Source organism: Isoptericola sp. BMS4 (assembly GCF_011634835.1).
Lineage (GTDB): Bacteria > Actinomycetota > Actinomycetes > Actinomycetales > Cellulomonadaceae > Isoptericola.
The window spans coordinates 2,934,289-2,949,397 of sequence record NZ_SIRP01000001.1 but is presented as its reverse complement, the minus strand read 5'-3'; the positions used below and the strand labels follow the sequence as shown (position 1 = coordinate 2,949,397).

17 protein-coding genes and 2 tRNA genes are annotated in these 15,109 nt (G+C 74.2%); 9 read left to right on the top strand and 10 right to left on the bottom strand.

The features are described 5' to 3' along the window. The first annotated feature begins 9 nt into the window (after positions 1 to 9). Positions 10 to 1,938: a DNA primase gene (gene dnaG, locus EYB28_RS13340; protein ID WP_166848708.1), complete on the top strand. Its 1,929-nt coding sequence runs from the start codon at positions 10 to 12 to the stop codon at positions 1,936 to 1,938. Positions 1,939 to 1,952: 14 nt separating this feature from the next. Here dnaG and EYB28_RS13335 read toward each other — a convergent pair whose 3' ends face one another. Further along, on the bottom strand, positions 1,953 to 3,401 hold the full coding sequence (locus tag EYB28_RS13335) for an MFS transporter (protein WP_166848705.1): 1,449 nt from the start codon (positions 3,399 to 3,401) through the stop codon (positions 1,953 to 1,955). A gap of 74 nt (positions 3,402 to 3,475) precedes the next feature. Between EYB28_RS13335 and EYB28_RS13330 the strand changes: the two genes are divergently transcribed. Then, positions 3,476 to 3,949: a DUF6153 family protein gene (locus EYB28_RS13330; protein WP_166848702.1), complete on the top strand. Its 474-nt coding sequence runs from the start codon at positions 3,476 to 3,478 to the stop codon at positions 3,947 to 3,949. A gap of 49 nt (positions 3,950 to 3,998) precedes the next feature. Next, positions 3,999 to 4,652, top strand: a complete 654-nt coding sequence (locus EYB28_RS13325; protein ID WP_166848699.1) for a DUF305 domain-containing protein — start codon at positions 3,999 to 4,001, stop codon at positions 4,650 to 4,652. Between the two features lie 47 nt (positions 4,653 to 4,699). Here the strand turns inward: EYB28_RS13325 and EYB28_RS13320 are convergent, their stop codons facing one another. Beyond that, complete coding sequence (locus tag EYB28_RS13320) at positions 4,700 to 5,488, bottom strand: GntR family transcriptional regulator (protein WP_240930554.1); 789 nt, start codon at positions 5,486 to 5,488, stop codon at positions 4,700 to 4,702. A 133-nt stretch (positions 5,489 to 5,621) separates the two neighbouring features. Here EYB28_RS13320 and EYB28_RS13315 point away from each other — a divergent pair, with 133 nt between their 5' ends. From EYB28_RS13315 to EYB28_RS13305, 3 genes are read left to right on the top strand one after another with little or no spacing between them, the layout of a single operon-like run. Further along, positions 5,622 to 7,094 (top strand): MFS transporter, encoded by a 1,473-nt coding sequence (locus EYB28_RS13315; RefSeq protein WP_166848696.1) that lies wholly within the window; start codon positions 5,622 to 5,624, stop codon positions 7,092 to 7,094. A gap of 52 nt (positions 7,095 to 7,146) precedes the next feature. Continuing rightward, positions 7,147 to 8,118: a nucleoside hydrolase gene (locus EYB28_RS13310; RefSeq protein ID WP_166848693.1), complete on the top strand. Its 972-nt coding sequence runs from the start codon at positions 7,147 to 7,149 to the stop codon at positions 8,116 to 8,118. A 49-nt stretch (positions 8,119 to 8,167) separates the two neighbouring features. Continuing rightward, positions 8,168 to 8,698, top strand: a complete 531-nt coding sequence (locus EYB28_RS13305; RefSeq protein WP_166848690.1) for a maltokinase N-terminal cap-like domain-containing protein — start codon at positions 8,168 to 8,170, stop codon at positions 8,696 to 8,698. Between the two features lie 94 nt (positions 8,699 to 8,792). Here the strand turns inward: EYB28_RS13305 and EYB28_RS13300 are convergent. The 4 genes from EYB28_RS13300 to EYB28_RS13285 form a co-directional block, all read right to left on the bottom strand. Further along, a tRNA-Asn gene (locus EYB28_RS13300) sits at positions 8,793 to 8,868 on the bottom strand. Between the two features lie 52 nt (positions 8,869 to 8,920). Next, positions 8,921 to 9,433, bottom strand: coding sequence for a hypothetical protein (locus EYB28_RS13295; protein ID WP_166848687.1), 513 nt, complete (start codon positions 9,431 to 9,433; stop codon positions 8,921 to 8,923). A gap of 72 nt (positions 9,434 to 9,505) precedes the next feature. Then, entirely contained in the window at positions 9,506 to 9,973 is a 468-nt protein-coding gene (locus EYB28_RS13290) for a PLD nuclease N-terminal domain-containing protein (protein ID WP_240930553.1), read from the bottom strand. Positions 9,974 to 10,017: 44 nt separating this feature from the next. Beyond that, positions 10,018 to 10,094, bottom strand: a tRNA-Ile gene (locus EYB28_RS13285). A gap of 77 nt (positions 10,095 to 10,171) precedes the next feature. Between EYB28_RS13285 and EYB28_RS13280 the strand changes: the two genes are divergently transcribed. After that, positions 10,172 to 10,552: a DUF488 domain-containing protein gene (locus EYB28_RS13280; RefSeq protein ID WP_166848684.1), complete on the top strand. Its 381-nt coding sequence runs from the start codon at positions 10,172 to 10,174 to the stop codon at positions 10,550 to 10,552. On the opposite strand, the gene EYB28_RS13275 is transcribed toward EYB28_RS13280, so the two are convergent. Continuing rightward, a complete protein-coding gene (locus tag EYB28_RS13275; protein ID WP_166848681.1) occupies positions 10,498 to 11,691 on the bottom strand; it encodes an acyltransferase in 1,194 nt (397 codons plus the stop codon). The genes EYB28_RS13280 and EYB28_RS13275 overlap by 55 nt on opposite strands. A 100-nt stretch (positions 11,692 to 11,791) precedes the next feature. Between EYB28_RS13275 and def the strand changes: the two genes are divergently transcribed. Continuing rightward, positions 11,792 to 12,277 carry a peptide deformylase gene (def, locus tag EYB28_RS13270; RefSeq protein ID WP_166848678.1) on the top strand — a complete coding sequence of 162 codons (486 nt, stop codon included), beginning with the start codon at positions 11,792 to 11,794 and terminating at the stop codon, positions 12,275 to 12,277. A 203-nt stretch (positions 12,278 to 12,480) separates the two neighbouring features. After that, positions 12,481 to 12,981: a DUF3145 domain-containing protein gene (locus EYB28_RS13265; RefSeq protein WP_166848675.1), complete on the top strand. Its 501-nt coding sequence runs from the start codon at positions 12,481 to 12,483 to the stop codon at positions 12,979 to 12,981. Between the two features lie 28 nt (positions 12,982 to 13,009). On the opposite strand, the gene EYB28_RS13260 is transcribed toward EYB28_RS13265, so the two are convergent. From EYB28_RS13260 to EYB28_RS13250, 3 genes are all read right to left on the bottom strand, one after another. Beyond that, positions 13,010 to 14,089 carry an HTTM domain-containing protein gene (locus EYB28_RS13260; RefSeq protein WP_166848672.1) on the bottom strand — a complete coding sequence of 360 codons (1,080 nt, stop codon included), beginning with the start codon at positions 14,087 to 14,089 and terminating at the stop codon, positions 13,010 to 13,012. Then, complete coding sequence (locus EYB28_RS13255) at positions 14,086 to 14,820, bottom strand: DUF5819 family protein (protein WP_166848668.1); 735 nt, start codon at positions 14,818 to 14,820, stop codon at positions 14,086 to 14,088. Before EYB28_RS13255 ends, EYB28_RS13260 begins: the two co-directional genes overlap by 4 nt. Positions 14,821 to 14,927: 107 nt before the next feature. Further along, positions 14,928 to 15,109, bottom strand: a 182-nt coding sequence (locus EYB28_RS13250; protein WP_166848665.1) for an LPXTG cell wall anchor domain-containing protein, incomplete at its 5' end; no start/stop codon positions are given.

The following is a 15,109-nucleotide window of genomic DNA, read 5'->3' as shown; positions in this document are numbered from 1 at the left end:
CTGCGCACCGTGGCAGGGCTGATCAGACGAGACGACGTGGAGGCGGTGCGCGACCGCGCACGGATCGACGAGATCGTCTCGGCCCACGTCACGCTCAAGCCCGCCGGCGTCGGCTCCCTCAAGGGGCTGTGCCCCTTCCACGACGAGCGCACCCCGTCGTTCCACGTCCGCCCCGGCGTCGGGCGGTGGCACTGCTTCGGCTGCGGCGAGGGCGGCGACGTCATCTCGTTCGTGCAGAAGATCGACGGGATGGGCTTCACCGACGCCGTCGAGTACCTGGCCTCCCGGGTCGGCGTGCAGCTGCGCTACGAGGACTCCCGCACGGGCGAGGCGGCCCAGCGCGGCCCCCGGGAGGAGCCGGGACGCCGCCAGCGGCTGCTGGAGGCGCACCGCGTCGCGGCGGAGTTCTACGCCGAGCAGCTGTTCGCCCCGGGCGCGCAGGCGGCACGGGCGTTCCTCGCCGAGCGCAGCTTCGACCGGGCCGACGCCGAGCACTTCGGCGTCGGGTACGCGCCCACCGGGTGGGACGCCCTGATGCGCCACCTGCAGGGCCGCGGGTTCACCCAGGCCGAGCTCGTCGCCACCGGGATGGTCAGCCAGGGGCAGCGGGGGATCTACGACCGCTTCCGCGGCCGGCTCGTGTGGCCGATCCGGGACGTCACCGGCGCCGTCATCGGCTTCGGCGCCCGCCGCCTGTACGACGAGGACCAGGGCCCCAAGTACCTCAACACCCCGGAGACCACGCTCTACAAGAAGGCGCAGGTGCTGTACGGCATCGACCTCGCCAAGCGCGCCATCGCGCAGAAGAAGCGGGTCGTCATCGTCGAGGGGTACACCGACGTCATGGCGGCGCACCTGTCCGGGGTGGAGTCCGCCGTGGCCACCTGCGGCACCGCGTTCGGTGGTGACCACGCCAAGGTGGTGCGCAGGCTGATGGGCGACACGACGGCGGGCGGTGGTCTGCAGCTCGCGTCCGGGGCGTCGCTGGGCGGCGAGGTGATCTTCACGTTCGACGGTGACGCGGCCGGGCAGAAGGCCGCCGTACGGGCGTTCAACGAGGACCAGCGCTTCCACGCCCAGACGTTCGTCGCGGTGGAGCCCAGCGGCATGGACCCGTGCGACCTGCGCATGGCCCGCGGCCCGGAAGCCGTCGAGGCCCTCGTGGACGGGCGGGTGCCGCTGTTCGAGTTCGTCATCAAGGCCACCCTCGACGAGTTCGACCTCGACACCGTCGAGGGCCGTGTGGGCGCTCTGCGCTCCGCCGCGCCGCTGGTGGCCGGCATCCGCGACCGTTCGATGCGGGACGGGTACGCCCGCTCGCTCGCGGGCTGGATCGGCATCGACACCGACGAGGTCCGCCGGGAGGTGGCCCGCGCGGCGAGGACACCGTCGCGCCCGGCGCCCGGAGACCGGCGTCAGGGGCGCCCGCAGGCGGAACCTGCCCCCGCGACGCCCGTCATGGCGGCGCCCGACCCGCGCGACCCCGTCGCGCGCCTGGAGCAGCAGGCCCTCGCGGTGGTGCTGCAGTACCCGCAGCACGTCCCCGAGACGTTCGACGAGCTCGGTGAGGACGCGTTCGGCGTCCCCGCCTGGCGTGCCGTGCACGACGCCGTCCGCGCGGCCGGCGGGGCCGCCACCGGCCGGTCGCTGGGCGGGGGCCGGTGGGTCGAGTCCGTCGCCGAGGAGGCCTCGACGGCGGTCGCGCCGCTCGTCACCGAGCTGGCCGTCGCGCCCGTGCCGGAGGACCGCGAGGAGGTCATCGGCGCCTACGTGGCCGACGTCGTGCGGGCGCTGGTCGACCAGGGGCTGACGCGGCGCATCGCCGACGCGAAGGGGCGGCTGCGCCGGCTCACGCCCGGCGAGGACGGCTACGACGAGGCGTTCGCCCGGCTGCTCGCCATCGAGGCGGAACGCCGCACCCTGCGCGAGAGCGCCTGAGCCGCGCCCGGGGGTCAGGCCACCGACCGCTCGCGGCTCTCCCGGCGCTCGCGGGCGGCCGCCCGGTCCGCGGGCATGCAGGCGGCCAGCACCATCAGCGCGGCCGCGCACCCCACGAGCAGCAGGAACACCAGGTGCAGGGCCGTCATCAGGCCGGGGCCGACGGGCGTGCCGTCGGGACCGAGCGTCGTGCGCGCGTTGACGACGGCGCCGCACGCCGCGACCCCGACCGCCGAGCCCAGCGACCGGGCGAACATCGTGGTGCCCGTGACGGCGCCACGCTCGGAGAACGTCGCCGCCGACTGCGCGGCGATGAGCGTGGGGACCGCCGTCAGCCCCATCCCGGCGCCGATGACGAAGCAGGCCGCGGCGACGGTCGCCAGCGCGGACGACTCGCCGAGCAGCAGCGTCAGGCCGGTGCCGGTCAGGACCAGCGTGGTGCCCACCAGGGCGGTGACGCGGAAGCCGACCCGCAGGTACAGGCGCCCCGCGTTCGACGCCGAGAGCGGCCACCCGACCATCATCGCCGCCAGCGTGAACCCGGCCAGCAGGGGGCCGCTGCCGAGGACGCCCTGGGCGTAGATCGGCACGTAGGTGGACAGCCCGAGGACGACGACGCCGACGAGCAGGGAGACGGCAGCCGGGACGCCGTAGACGCGGCGGCGCAGGATGCGCACGTCGACGACGGGGTGCCGCGCGCGCAGGGCGTGGGCGACGAAGACGGCGAGCAGCACCACCGAGGCCGCGAGCACGGCGACGGAGGCCGCCGAGCCCCACGCCCACGTGCTGCCGCCCTCCAGCAGGCCGAGCAGCAGCAGCGTGCTCCCGCCCGTGAGCAGCGCCGCGCCGACGTAGTCGATCGGCTCGCGCTCGCCGTCGCGCCCGGCCTCGTGGTACCGGCGGGCGAGCATCCAGGCGGCCAGCGCGCACAGCGGGATGTTGACTCCGAAGATCCAGCGCCAGCTGGTGAACTCCGAGAAGACGCCGCCCAGTGTGGGGCCGACGACGGCGGAGACCGCCCACACCGAGGCGAGGTACCCCTGGGTCTTCGCGCGCTCCTCGAGGGTGTAGATGTCCGCGGCGATCGTCAGGGACACGGGCATCACGACGCCGGCGCCGAGGCCCTGGAGCACCCGGCCCGCGATGAGGACGCCCATCGTCGGCGCGAGCACGCACAGGAGGGACCCCACGAAGAACAGGCCGACACCCGCGAGCATGAGCCGCTTGCGCCCGAGCACGTCGGCGAGCCGGCCGGCCAGCGGTGTCGCCACGGCCTGGGCGAGCAGGTAGCTGGAGAACAGCCACGGCACCTGGTCGAAGCCGCCGAGCTCGCGGGCGATGGTCGCGGACGCGGTCGCGATGATCGTCGCGTCCAGCGCGACGAGCGCCGTGGCGAGCATGAGCGACAGCAGGATCGGGCCGCGCTCCGAGCGCAGCCCGACGGAGACGTCGGGGGAGGGCACGTCCAGGACAATGCGTCCCGGACGTGCGGGTATTCCCGGATCTCGCCGGGTGCGCCACGTACGCTGGGCCCGACATGCGCACCCGACCTCCTCTCGCCGCGGCGTCCCCCCGCTCCGGTCTGTGCGGTCTGCCTGCTGTGCTGCTGCTGGCGGTGCTGCTGCTCGGGGTCGTGACGATGCACGCCATGAGCGGGTCGGCGAGCCACCACGGCGCGGCGCACGTCGTGGCCGCGGCGCAGGCCGATGGCGAGACTGTGGGGCACGTGGTCGCCGGGCACGTCGAACCCGCGGGGCACCCAGGCCATGCCGAGCGCGAAGGGCGCGCCGCGCACGAGGGCGGACCCGGGGCCGCGGCGGCGACCGACGGTGTGGCGCTCGGGGCGATGTGCCTCATGGTCCTCGTCGCGCTGCTGGTGCTGCTGCCGCCGCGCGGGGTGGTCCTGGCGGTGCGGCGCGCGCTCGCCCGCGCGCGGTCGCGCCGCGCGCCGCGGCCGGTGCGGTACCGGCTCGCGCCGGACCTGCGCGCGCTGGGGATCTCGAGGACGTAGGGCGGTGCCGCCTCCGGACCGTTCCACACCTCTCGAGAAGGACCACACCATGACGAAGCGATTCGTGCTGCCCGGGCTCGTGCTCGCGGCGGCCCTGCCCCTGACCGCCTGCTCCACCGACGACCCGTCCGCCGGCTCCTCGCCGGCCGCCGCCGACGCGACGGCGAGCCCCGCACCGGCGTCGCCGGACGCGGGGGACTGGTTCAACGCCGACGACGTGGCGTTCGCCCGCGGGATGGTGCCGCACCACGAGCAGGCCGTGACCATGTCCGACGTCGTGCTCGCGAAGGAGGACCTCGACCCGCGCGTGGCCGAGCTGGCGACACAGATCACCGAGGCGCAGGGTCCCGAGATCGAGCGCCTCACCGGCTGGCTGAGCGAGTGGGGGTCGGACGCCCCCGCGCACGACTCGCACGGGTCGTCCGGCGACGACGCCGGTGACGACACGGGTGGCCACGGCATGTCCGGCATGATGAGCGAGGCCGACCTGGCCGACCTGGCCGACCTCGCCGCCGCCGACGGCGCGGCCGCGGACCGGTTGTTCCTCACCCAGATGATCGAGCACCACGAGGGTGCGGTCGCCATGGCCCGCACCGAGATCGAGCGGGGCGAGCACACCGGGGCGCGGGACATGGCACGCGCCATCGTCGACTCGCAGAGCGCGGAGATCGCGCGCATGCGCGACCTGCTCGGCGACGGCTGACGGACGCGGGGTGCGCCGGGCTCGGGCGGCCCGGCGCACCCCGCGCGTCAGCCGGTGACGGACTGGACGACGCGCAGGTGCCCCGCCCGGGGCGGGACGAGCACCTTGGCCAGGTAGAGCGGCCGGTCGCCGTGCCGCGCCACCTGGGTGAGCACGAGCACGGGGTCCTCGGGCCCCACGTCGAGCAGCGCGGCGCGCGAGTCGCCCGGGACCCCGGCGACGAGCTCGCACTCACCGGCGTCCAGGACGGGCCCGAGCCGCTCCACGAGGCTCGCCAGCAGGGTGCCGGGTCCGTCGGCGACCTGGGCGACGACGTCGGCGACGGCCCGGCTCACGTCGGCCAGCTGCCGGCCGGCGGGCAGGTGCTCCTGCACGAGGGCGACCGGTTCGCCGTCGCGCACCAGGACGCTCTCGACGAACCAGGTGTCGACGTCGTCGGGCAGCCCGAGCGCCGCAGAGACGAAGTCCGTCGTGGCCTGCGTGCGGGTGCGCACCCGCCGCACCTCGACCCCGCCGTGCTCGTCGCCGAACACCTGCTCGTAGGGGCGCACCTGCTCGAGGCCGACACGGGGGAGCGACGTGGCGACGAACCGGCCGATGCCGCGGCGGTTGCGCACGAGCCCGTCCTCCTCCAGGAGCATGAGCGCCTCGCGGACGACCGTGCGGGACACGCCGAGCGCGACGCACAGGTCGGGCTCGTTGGGCAGCACGGAGCCGGGCGGGAGCACCTGGCGCCGGATCCCGTCCGCGAGCCGCGAGTAGACGGCGACCCGCATCGGCTGGCCCGGCGGGACGGCGACGGGGCGGTTCAGGAGCTCGGCGACGGGCTGGTCCACTCGGTCCTCCGGGGCTGGCGTGCGCGCGACCGCTCCATTCAAGCACGTCAGCGGCTCGCGTTAGACATCATACGAGGTCGTATGATGTCCTCTGGTGTCCGCGCCGCAGCGGAGACCCGACGAAGGAGTCCTCGTGGAACCATCGACCGTTCGCAGCGAGGCGACCGGCACCCCCGCCGTCGCCCCCAGCGCCCCTGAGACCGAGCCCGGCACCGCCCCCGCGGGCGGCGGGCTGGCCGGCCGCCCCGCCGCCGGCCTCGTCGCGTCCCTGCTGGTCGCCGTCGTGGCGTTCCAGCTCGGCGCGAGCATGGTCACCCCCGCGCTCCCCGCCATGGCCGCGACGCTCGGCGTCGGGGCGGACGACGTCGCCGGAGTGTCGTCCTACTTCTTCCTCGCGGGTGCCGTCGCGGGCGTGGTGCTGAGCCGCTGGAGCGACTACGTCGGGCGGCGCCGGATCCTCCTGGCGACGCTGCTCGTCATGGTCGGCGGGACCGTCGTGTGCCTGCTCGCGACCAGCCTGCCGCTGCTGCTGGCCGGGCGGGTGATGCAGGGGACGTCGAGCGCGGTCTTCCAGATCTCGTACATCATCCTCGCCGAGCGGCTCTCCCCGCGCGTGTTCGGCACCGCGCTGGGCGTCGTCACCGCCATCAACGGCGGCGTCGGGGGCGTCGACGGCTTCGTCGGCGGGCTGCTGACGGACCACTTCGGGTACCGGTCGATCTTCGTCGCGATCCTGGCGGTCGGGCTCCTGGCGCTCGTGTTCGTGCTCCGCGTGGTGCCGCGCGGCGAGCGGCCCGCCGACACGGGGACGATGGACTGGTGGGGCGCCGCGGCGCTGTCGATCACCATCGTGTGCCTGACGCAGGCCGTGGACGCCGGCTCGGCGAGCGGCTGGGCCTCGCCCCGCACCCTCGGCCTGCTCGCCGCCACGGCCCTGGCGGCCGCCGGGTTCTGGGCCGTCGAACGCCGCCGCCGCACCCCGCTCTTCCCGCTGCGGCACCTGCGCTCGCGCGAGGTGTGGCCGCTGGTGGCGACCACGATGCTCACGCTGACGGGGGTTTTCGCCGTCATCAACTTCACCGTCGTCGTGCTGAGCCAGGACACCGCCGCCGGCTACGGCATGAGCGCGTCGCTCTCGGCCCTCGCGTTCCTCGCGCCGCCGGCGCTCATCGGGCTGTTCGCCGGGCCCGTCGCCGGCTGGCTCGCCGGACGGCGCGGCTGGGTCGCCGTGCTGCGCTGGGGCCTCGTGCTCTGCCTCGCCGTCCTCGTCGTCATCGCGCTGATGCCCACCCACCGGTGGGTGGTGCTGGGCGGCATCGCCTGCCTGGGCGTGGCCTACAACGGGCTGTTCATGGCGACGGCGAACGGCCTCGGCGTGCTCCAGTCACCGCCCGACGCCCCGGGCGCCCTGCCCGGCCTGAACAGCTCGGCGTTCGGCATCGGCGCCGGTCTGGGGATCGGCCTCGTCGCGCCGTTCGTCGCCCAGGGCACCGTCGGCGGCTACGCCACCGCGCTGTGGGTCTCGGCGGGGATCACCGCCCTGGCCCTGGGCACCAGCCTCCTCCTCGTGCCGCGCCCCGCGGCGATGCCCGGCGCTCAGGCATGACGCCGGTGCGACACTTCCCTCCGACCGAACCGACCGTGAAGGACCCCCTCCCGTGACCCACGCACGCCGCACCGGCGCCACGCCCCTCTACCTCGACTGCGACACCGGCGTCGACGACTCCCTCGCCCTCGCCTACCTGCTCGCCTCGCCCGAGACCGACCTCGTCGGCGTCGGGACCGTCAGCGGGAACATCGGCGCGCGGCAGGGTGCCACCAACACGCTCGACCTGCTGGCCCTCGCCGGCCGCGGCGACGTCCCCGTCGCGGTCGGGGCCCACGACCCTCTGGCGGGCACGTTCGGCGGCGGGCCGGCGCACATCCACGGGCACAACGGCGTCGGGGACGTCGCGCTGCCGCCGTCCGGCCTCGAGCCCGTCGCGGAGTCCGCCGTGGACCTGCTGCTGCGGCTGTCGCACGAGCACGCCGGCGAGCTGCGCGTCGTCGCCGTCGGCCCGCTGACCAACCTGGCCATGGCGCTGCGCCAGGACCCCACGCTGCCCGGGCGCGTCGCCGACGTGACGATCATGGGCGGTGCCGCGCTGCACCCGGGGAACGTGAGCCCGGTGGCCGAGGCCAACATCGCCAACGACCCCGAGGCGGCCGCCGCCGTGCTGTCGGCGGACTGGGACGTCACCCTCGTGCCGCTCGACGTGACGATGCGCGACGTCCTCGAGGAGACCGACCGCAAGGCCCTCCTGGAAGCGGGTACCGCGCTCGCTCCCTGGCTGGGGGAGGTGCTCGACCTCTACCTCGGCTTCTACGTGGAGACCTTCGGGCGGCGGTGCTGCGCCCTGCACGACCCGCTGGCCGCCGCGCTCGCCGTCGGTGGCGTGCGGCCCGCCGTCGCGCCGCGCGTGCATGTGACCGTCGACGACTCCCGCGGGCCCGGCCGTGGCCAGACGATCTGCGACCTGCGCGGGCTGCACGCCGGGTACCCCGACCAGCCCGGCGCGCGGTGCCGCGTGGTGCTGGAGACCGACGCGCCGCTGGCGCCGCACCTGATGGAGCGCCTGCTCACCCTGTGACGCCGGCACGGCGGCCCGGCCGAGGCCGGGCCGCCGGTAGCATCCGGCCATGGCCATCGTGCACTCCGCGACGATCCGTCCCACCAAGCCCGAGCTGCTCGAGGCGGAGCTGGGAGGGCCCGTCGAGACCCTCGGCAGCTACCGGTTCGACGACCCCGCGGGAGAGGTCGGCGTGGAGGCGTTCGTGGTGCGCCGCGGCGAGCGGCTGCGCCACGTCGTCCTCACCTACCGCGGCGCCCCGCTCGACGACGCCGGGGCGCGGCTCGTGAGCACCATGGAGCACTCCGTGCTCGGCCCGCGCTGGGTCTACGACGGCACCATCGACCCGGTCGCGGTCGCCTGCTTCCGTCGCGCCGTCCTGGGCGGGCAGGAGCAGGCCCTCCTCGAGCTGTGGGAGGACGGGCGCCCCGTCGGGACCCGTGAGCCGTCGGTCCGGCTGAGCGTCAGGGCCGGGGCATCGAGCGGAGGCTCGGCCCTGCGGATCGTCCGCGACCTGGGCGAGGACCTCAGAGGCCCCGCGCTCGTGGCGCACTGGACCGGCGGCGACGCGGTCGTCGCGGGGCTCGTCGACGGGATGTGATGGCGGCGTCCGCGCCGTGCCGCTGGGTTTCCGCTGGGTCGGACCCTTGTAGCGGAAGCGAGAAGGCCCGGAATCCTGAGGATTCCGGGCCTTGTGGCTCCCGCGACTGGACTTGAACCAGTGACCGTCCGATTAACAGTCGGATGCTCTGCCAGCTGAGCTACGCGGGATCGCGTGGCCGTCCGTCCGAGGACGTCCGAACCGGGAAGAACAATACCAAACTCACAGGGGTAGTCCGGACGCCCCCCGCACCCTGGACTCCGTGGCGTCCACCACTCGGGCCACGTCGGGGTCCTCGAGGTCGACGCCGGGGCCGGCGAGGGCCTGGGAGAACATCGCGCCGTCGGCGGTGCGCCGCACCGCGACCTTCACGTCGCCGCCGCCCGGGACGGCGACGGTCTCCGCGAGGACGACCGACCACTGGACGCGCTCGCGCAGCGTCTGGGGGAGCACGGACCGCTCGGCGTCGACGAGCCGCAGCGTCGTGTCGGGGGCGGCGTCCACCCAGATGACCGTGAGCACCCCTCGGTCCGGGTCGAACGAGGCCCGGTCGACGTGCGCCCACGGGCGACGCGGGGAGCCGCCGTCGGCGCCGTGCACGACGGCGAGGTCCGCGGTCGTCGCGACTGCCCAGCCTCCGTCGGTGAGCTCGCCCACGGCGAGGATCCGCTCACCGCGGGCGAGACTCAGGCTGCGGCGGACGTCGTCGGGCAGCGAGGGGCGGCGGAACCACATGGTCACACCGTATCGGCGCGGGGCCGGGGCCGGGACGCCGTCGAGCGGCGGGTCGTCGAGCGGCCCCCGGGCTCAGGAGGGAGCGTCCTTGTCGTCGGCCCGGTCGGCCAGGCCCTGGCGGTCGCCGCCGTCCGCGGGCTGCTCGGAAGCGCCCGGCGTCTCGCCGGCGGCCGCCGCGTCGCGCTCGCGCTGCAGCCGCGCCTGCTCCAGCAGCCAGCGCATCTCCGGGTCGTCGTCGGGGTCGCCGCTCGGTGTCGGCGGGGTGGGGGAGGACTCCCACGTCCGACGCCGGGCCGGGTACCGGGCGGGCGGCACCGGGCCGGCCGGGAAGCCCGCGCGCGGGGCCGCGGACCGGCGCTGCCGGTTGCGGCGGCTCACGAGGATCCACGCGATCGAGCCGGCGAGCGGCAGGAAGAGGATGACGAGGATCCACAGGGCCTTCGGGAGCCCGCCCGTGTCGTCGTCGTCGGACTGCACGACGTCGGCGATTGCGTAGACGACGAGAGCGAGGTAGGCCAGCATCGGCAGCACGCGGAGCACGAGCCGCAGCGTAGCGGCCCGCCGCGTCCCGGGCGAGGGAGCGGTGGTGCCCCGTGCCGGACTTGAACCGGCGACCGATCGATTATGAGTCGACTGCTCTGACCAGCTGAGCTAACGGGGCGCGCCGGTGAGCATACCGGGAGCGCCGCGCGCGCCGGCCGGGTCGCGGGCGTCCCGCCGCTCCGGTGTGATGGCCCCATGGGCTTCTCGATCGCCAGGGTGTACGACCCGCGTCACGACGACGGGGTGCGCGTGCTCGTCGACCGGCTGTGGCCGCGCGGGGTGGCGAAGGGCGACGGGCGGGTCGACCGGTGGCTGCCGGAGGTGGCGCCCTCGTCCGACCTGCGGCGGTGGTTCGGGCACGACCCTGCGCGCTTCGACGAGTTCGCCGCGAGGTACCGCCACGAGCTGGACGCCGGCACCGCCGTCGCCGACCTGCGGGAGATCGGCCGCGCCTCGGAGCAGGTCACCCTCGTCTACGCGGCCTGGGACGCCGAGCACAACCACGCCCGCGTTCTCCTCGACTACCTGGAGACGGCCTTGGCGGCCGGGACCTCGCCCGTCACCGGCCCGGGCTGAGGCACGGGACGCCGCCGGGGCCGTACGAGCGCGCCGGGGGAGAGGTCCCGTACGAGCGCGCGGCGCAGCCGGGGCCCGAAGGGGCGCTCCACGAGGCGGTGGATCAGGTAGGCGGCCACGAGCATCGTCAGCGTGACGACGGCGAACGTGCCGGCCACGGGCAGGTGCGGGTTGAGCTCGGCGATCATCCACCGGCCCCAGGACATGTGGATGAGGTAGAGCGGGTAGGTCAGGGCGCCGACGACGGTCAGCCAGCCCCACGAGATGCGGTTCAGCGGCGTGAGCGTGACGAGGGCGACCAGCGCGAAGCACACGACGATGGCGGTCCAGTACGTCGCGGGCCCGATCGTGATCTCGGCGCTGGAGGCGACGCGCAGCGCCTGGGTCCGGCCGGAGATCACGCCGGCCAGCGCCACGTTGAGCCCCAGTGCCAGCCACAGGCCCAGCGAGCGGGGCCTGCGGGTGAGCAGGAACAGGACCATGCCCCCGGCGAACAGCGGGGCGTCCGCGCCGATGAGCACCGTGCTCCACAGGTTCGACTTGGCCTGCACCGCGACCGCGCCGGCGACCGGCCAGATGGTGGCGAAGGCGAGGACGCGCTCGCGGGTCAGGCCGACGGCCAGCAGGATCCCGACGAGCACGTAGAACCGCAGCTCGGACCAGAGGGTCCAGTAGACGGCCTCGAGGTCGTGCACGCCGAGCGCTCGCTGGACCATCGTCAGGTTCGCCGCCGCGTCGCCGACGGTGACGGACTTCTCCCCGGGAGCCACGAGCAGCAGGAGGACCAGCATCAGGGCCACCGACACCCAGTAGGCGGGGAACAGGCGGGCCACCCGGGAGGCGGTGAAGGCGCGCACGTCGCGCCCCCATGCCGACAGGAGGATCACGAACCCGCTCACGACGAAGAACAGCTGGACGCCGAACGAGCCGAACACCGCGAGGGGGTGCAGGTGCGGAAACGTGTCCACCGTGCCCTGTCCCCACGCGTCGTGGTTCGAGGCGAAGTAGTGGTAGAAGAGGACGGAGAGCGCCGCGAGGAACCGCATCCCGTCGAGGGCTGTCAGCCGTCGCGGGGCTCGCGCAGGGTCGTCCTTCGGGCGTGCGACGGGGGCCGTCGTAGGTGACGTCGTGGAGGGCATCGCAGCGAACGTTACCAAATCGTGATGTGAGCGCGAGGAGCGCCGACGACGTGGTCCGGCGCGGGCGATGGTGTCACCGCGACGTGGGAGAATGCCGCCCATGGCGATGCGAGAGATCCGGGTGCTGCCCGACCCCGTGCTGCGCACCCCGTGCGAGGAGATCACCGACGTCGACGACCGCGTCCGCGCGCTCGTCGAGGACCTCGTCGAGACCGTCGACGCCGACGGCCGCGCCGGCCTGGCGGCCAACCAGATCGGCGTGAGCCTGCGCGCGTTCTCCTGGAACGTCGACGACGAGATCGGGTACGTCCTCAACCCGCGCATCGTGGAGCTGTCCGAGGAGCAGCAGGACGGCGACGAGGGGTGCCTCTCCGTGCCGGGGCTGTGGTACCCCACGACACGGGCCTGGTACGCGCGCGTCGTCGGCACGGACCTCGCGGGCGACGAGGTGGTCGTGGAGGGGACGGACCTCATGGCGCGCTGCCTCCAGCACGAGTGCGACCACCTCGACGGCAAGCTCTACCTGGACCGGCTGGAGCGCGGCGCGCGCAAGAGGGCGATGCGGGAGCTGCGCGAACGGCTCTGAGGAGGACGTGCCCGGCCTCGCCGGCACCACGTCCTGCTCAACTGCTCCTCAAATCGGGGCTTTGTGCTCGCGCGCGGCCGACATCTCAGGCAGTATGTGACCGGGAAGACAACACGACACGCCGCTGGGGCGCGACAACCATGATCGATCCTGGCTGTTCGAGGACGTAGGGGAAGACGGACCTCGGAACCAGGGAGGACAACATGGCTGGTGCGATCACCCGCGGTGTGCTTTTCGTGCACTCGGCGCCGCGTGCCCTTTGCCCCCACCTCGAGTGGGCGGCGGGCAACGTGCTCGGCGGACGGGTGTCGTTGGACTGGACACCCCAGCCGGCGGCGCGCGGCCTGTACCGGGCCGAGTACTCGTGGCAGGGCGCCCAGGGGACGGGTGCCCGGCTGGCCTCTGCCCTGCGGGGTTGGGACCACCTGCGCTACGAGGTCACGGAGGAGGCGAGCCACGGCGCCGACGGCGCCCGGTGGTCGCACACCCCGGAGCTCGGCATCTTCCACGCGATGACGGACGTGCACGGCAACGTCGTGGTGCCCGAGGACCGGGTGCGCACGGCGCTCGACGCCGCGCAGGACCCGCGAGCGGTGCGTGACGCCCTCGACCTGGCGCTCGGCACCGCCTGGGACGACGAGCTCGAACCGTTCCGGTACGCCGGGGCCGGCGCTCCCGTGCGCTGGCTGCACCGGGTCGGCTGAGGGCCGGTCGCCCGAGACCCGGCTCCGATCAGGCCACCGGGACCTCGGGGCGCGCCGGCGCGCCGTCGTCCGCCTCCGACGCGGGGCGTGCGGCGCTCCCGAGGCCCAGCCGTCGCGCGAGCGCGTCCCGTGCCGGCCGTAGCCGGCGCATGATGGCCTCGAAGGTGCGGTCCCGCACGAACAGGCAGTCGCCGGCCATGATGAACAGCGAGAAGAACGGCAGCCCCATCACCACCGCGATGCCGGCGTGCATGGCGAGGATGCCGAGGATCGCCACGAGCCGCGTCCAGCGGTTCAGGAGCAGCAGCGGGAAGAGGAACTGGACGCCGACCGAGAACCAGGTGACCAGCGCGACCATCACCGAGTTCTGCACCAGCAGGTCCGCGAGCCACGGCCACGGGCGGTAGTGCGACAGCTGCAGCGGATAGTAGATCGCGGTCCCGTCCTGCCAGAACTCGCCCTGCGCCTTGTAGAGGCCCGAGGCCACGTAGATGAGGCAGATCTGGATGCCCGCCATGAGCACGGCGAAGTTGTGCAGGAGCGTCCCGAGCTGGGACGCCGTCGCGTTCGCCCGCTCCGAACCGAACCGGCCGAAGGGCCGCACCTGCCCCTCGCGCTCGACCTGGCGCGCGCGTCGCCGCGCGTCGAGAGACCAGCGTCCGCCGAGATCGGCGAAGCACAGGTAGAGCAGCAGGATGCGGAAGATGTTGTCGCTCTGGTCGCCCGTGAGCGGGCTCGACTCGAGCAGGCTCACCCACAGGACCAGGAAGACGGGCGTGACCCAGCGGGTGCGCCACCCGAGCGTGACCAGCGCGGCGAGCACGACCAGGGCGCCGTAGGCCACGGCCAGCGGCACCGGGTCCAGGCCGCCGGAGAAGAGGGTGAAGGGGAACCCGAAGTCGCCGTTGTCGTCGAGGGGCGCCGCCCACCGCGCAGCGCGGCCCCACAGGTACTCCCGGTTCGGGAAGTCCGCCAGCAGGAACACGAACGCGCCGCCGCCGAACGCGATCCGGATCAGGGCGGTGCCGTACGTGGCGCGTCGCGCCTCGCTGACCCAGCGCAGCAGGGGCATGAACCAGCTCTCACGCGCCGTCGTGCTCGTGCTCACTGCTGGAACCTCTCGATCGCCTCGCGGAAGGCCTCGCTGTCCTGGCGGGAGAACTCGTACATGGGGCGCCGGCCGAACGTGTAGGCGATGGCCTGGGGCACCTCATCGCGGGAGGCGTAGGGCGCCGCCCGCTGACGCACCACGCGGAACTGCACGTAGACGGGGTCGAGCTCGGTGACCGTGGCGCGCACGTACTCGGTGGCGTACGCCGCCATCGTCTTGTCGTAGGCGAGCACGAGGCGCCGGCGCGCGGCAGACGACGAGCCGTCGGCCTCCTCGAGCGCCTCGGCGAGGCGGGGCCACGCGTCGTGGTGGTAGTGCCCGCCCAGGGCGTGGCGCTCGTCGTCCGTGAGCTTGATGAACTGGGCGTGGGCGCGCGCGGCGAGCATCCGCGTGGGGCGGCTCGCCCGGTTCGGGAAGAGCTGGTGGGTGAAGTTCGCCGAGATCTCGACGTCGGTGACGTCGACCCACTCGGTCGCGTTGAGGTCGGCGTCGAAGGCGCGGACCTCGAGCGAGTTCGCCACGTTGATCGGGGTCGGCGCGAAGAGGGACCAGCTCTGCTGGAACATCGGGTCCATGACCTTGCCGAGCGGCTCGGCGGCCGCCTGGCTCACGGGGTTGCGCGGCGCGATCCACAGCGCGGTCGCGGCGGAGTGCACCAGGACCACCAGGGCGAGCGCGGCCGCGACGACCACGACCCAGCGGGGGATCGGAGGCGCGGAGGATTCCATCGTTGATGCTCCCGGGAAGCCACGGTGCGGCGAGAAGACCGGCCCGGCGTGACCGTGGTCACGCCGGGCCGGCCGTGTGTCGTTCAGCTGATCAGCGGATCAGCAGCTCAGCTCTGCAGAGCGCGGCGGCGACGAGCGTAGATGACCGCAGCCGCACCGCCACCGACGAGCACGACGAACGCGGCGATCAGACCCGCGATGCCCGCACCGGTCTGCGGCAGCATCCCGCCGTCGACCTCGGTGCCGTCAACGGCGGTGCCGTCGACCTCGGTGCCGTCAACGGCGGTGC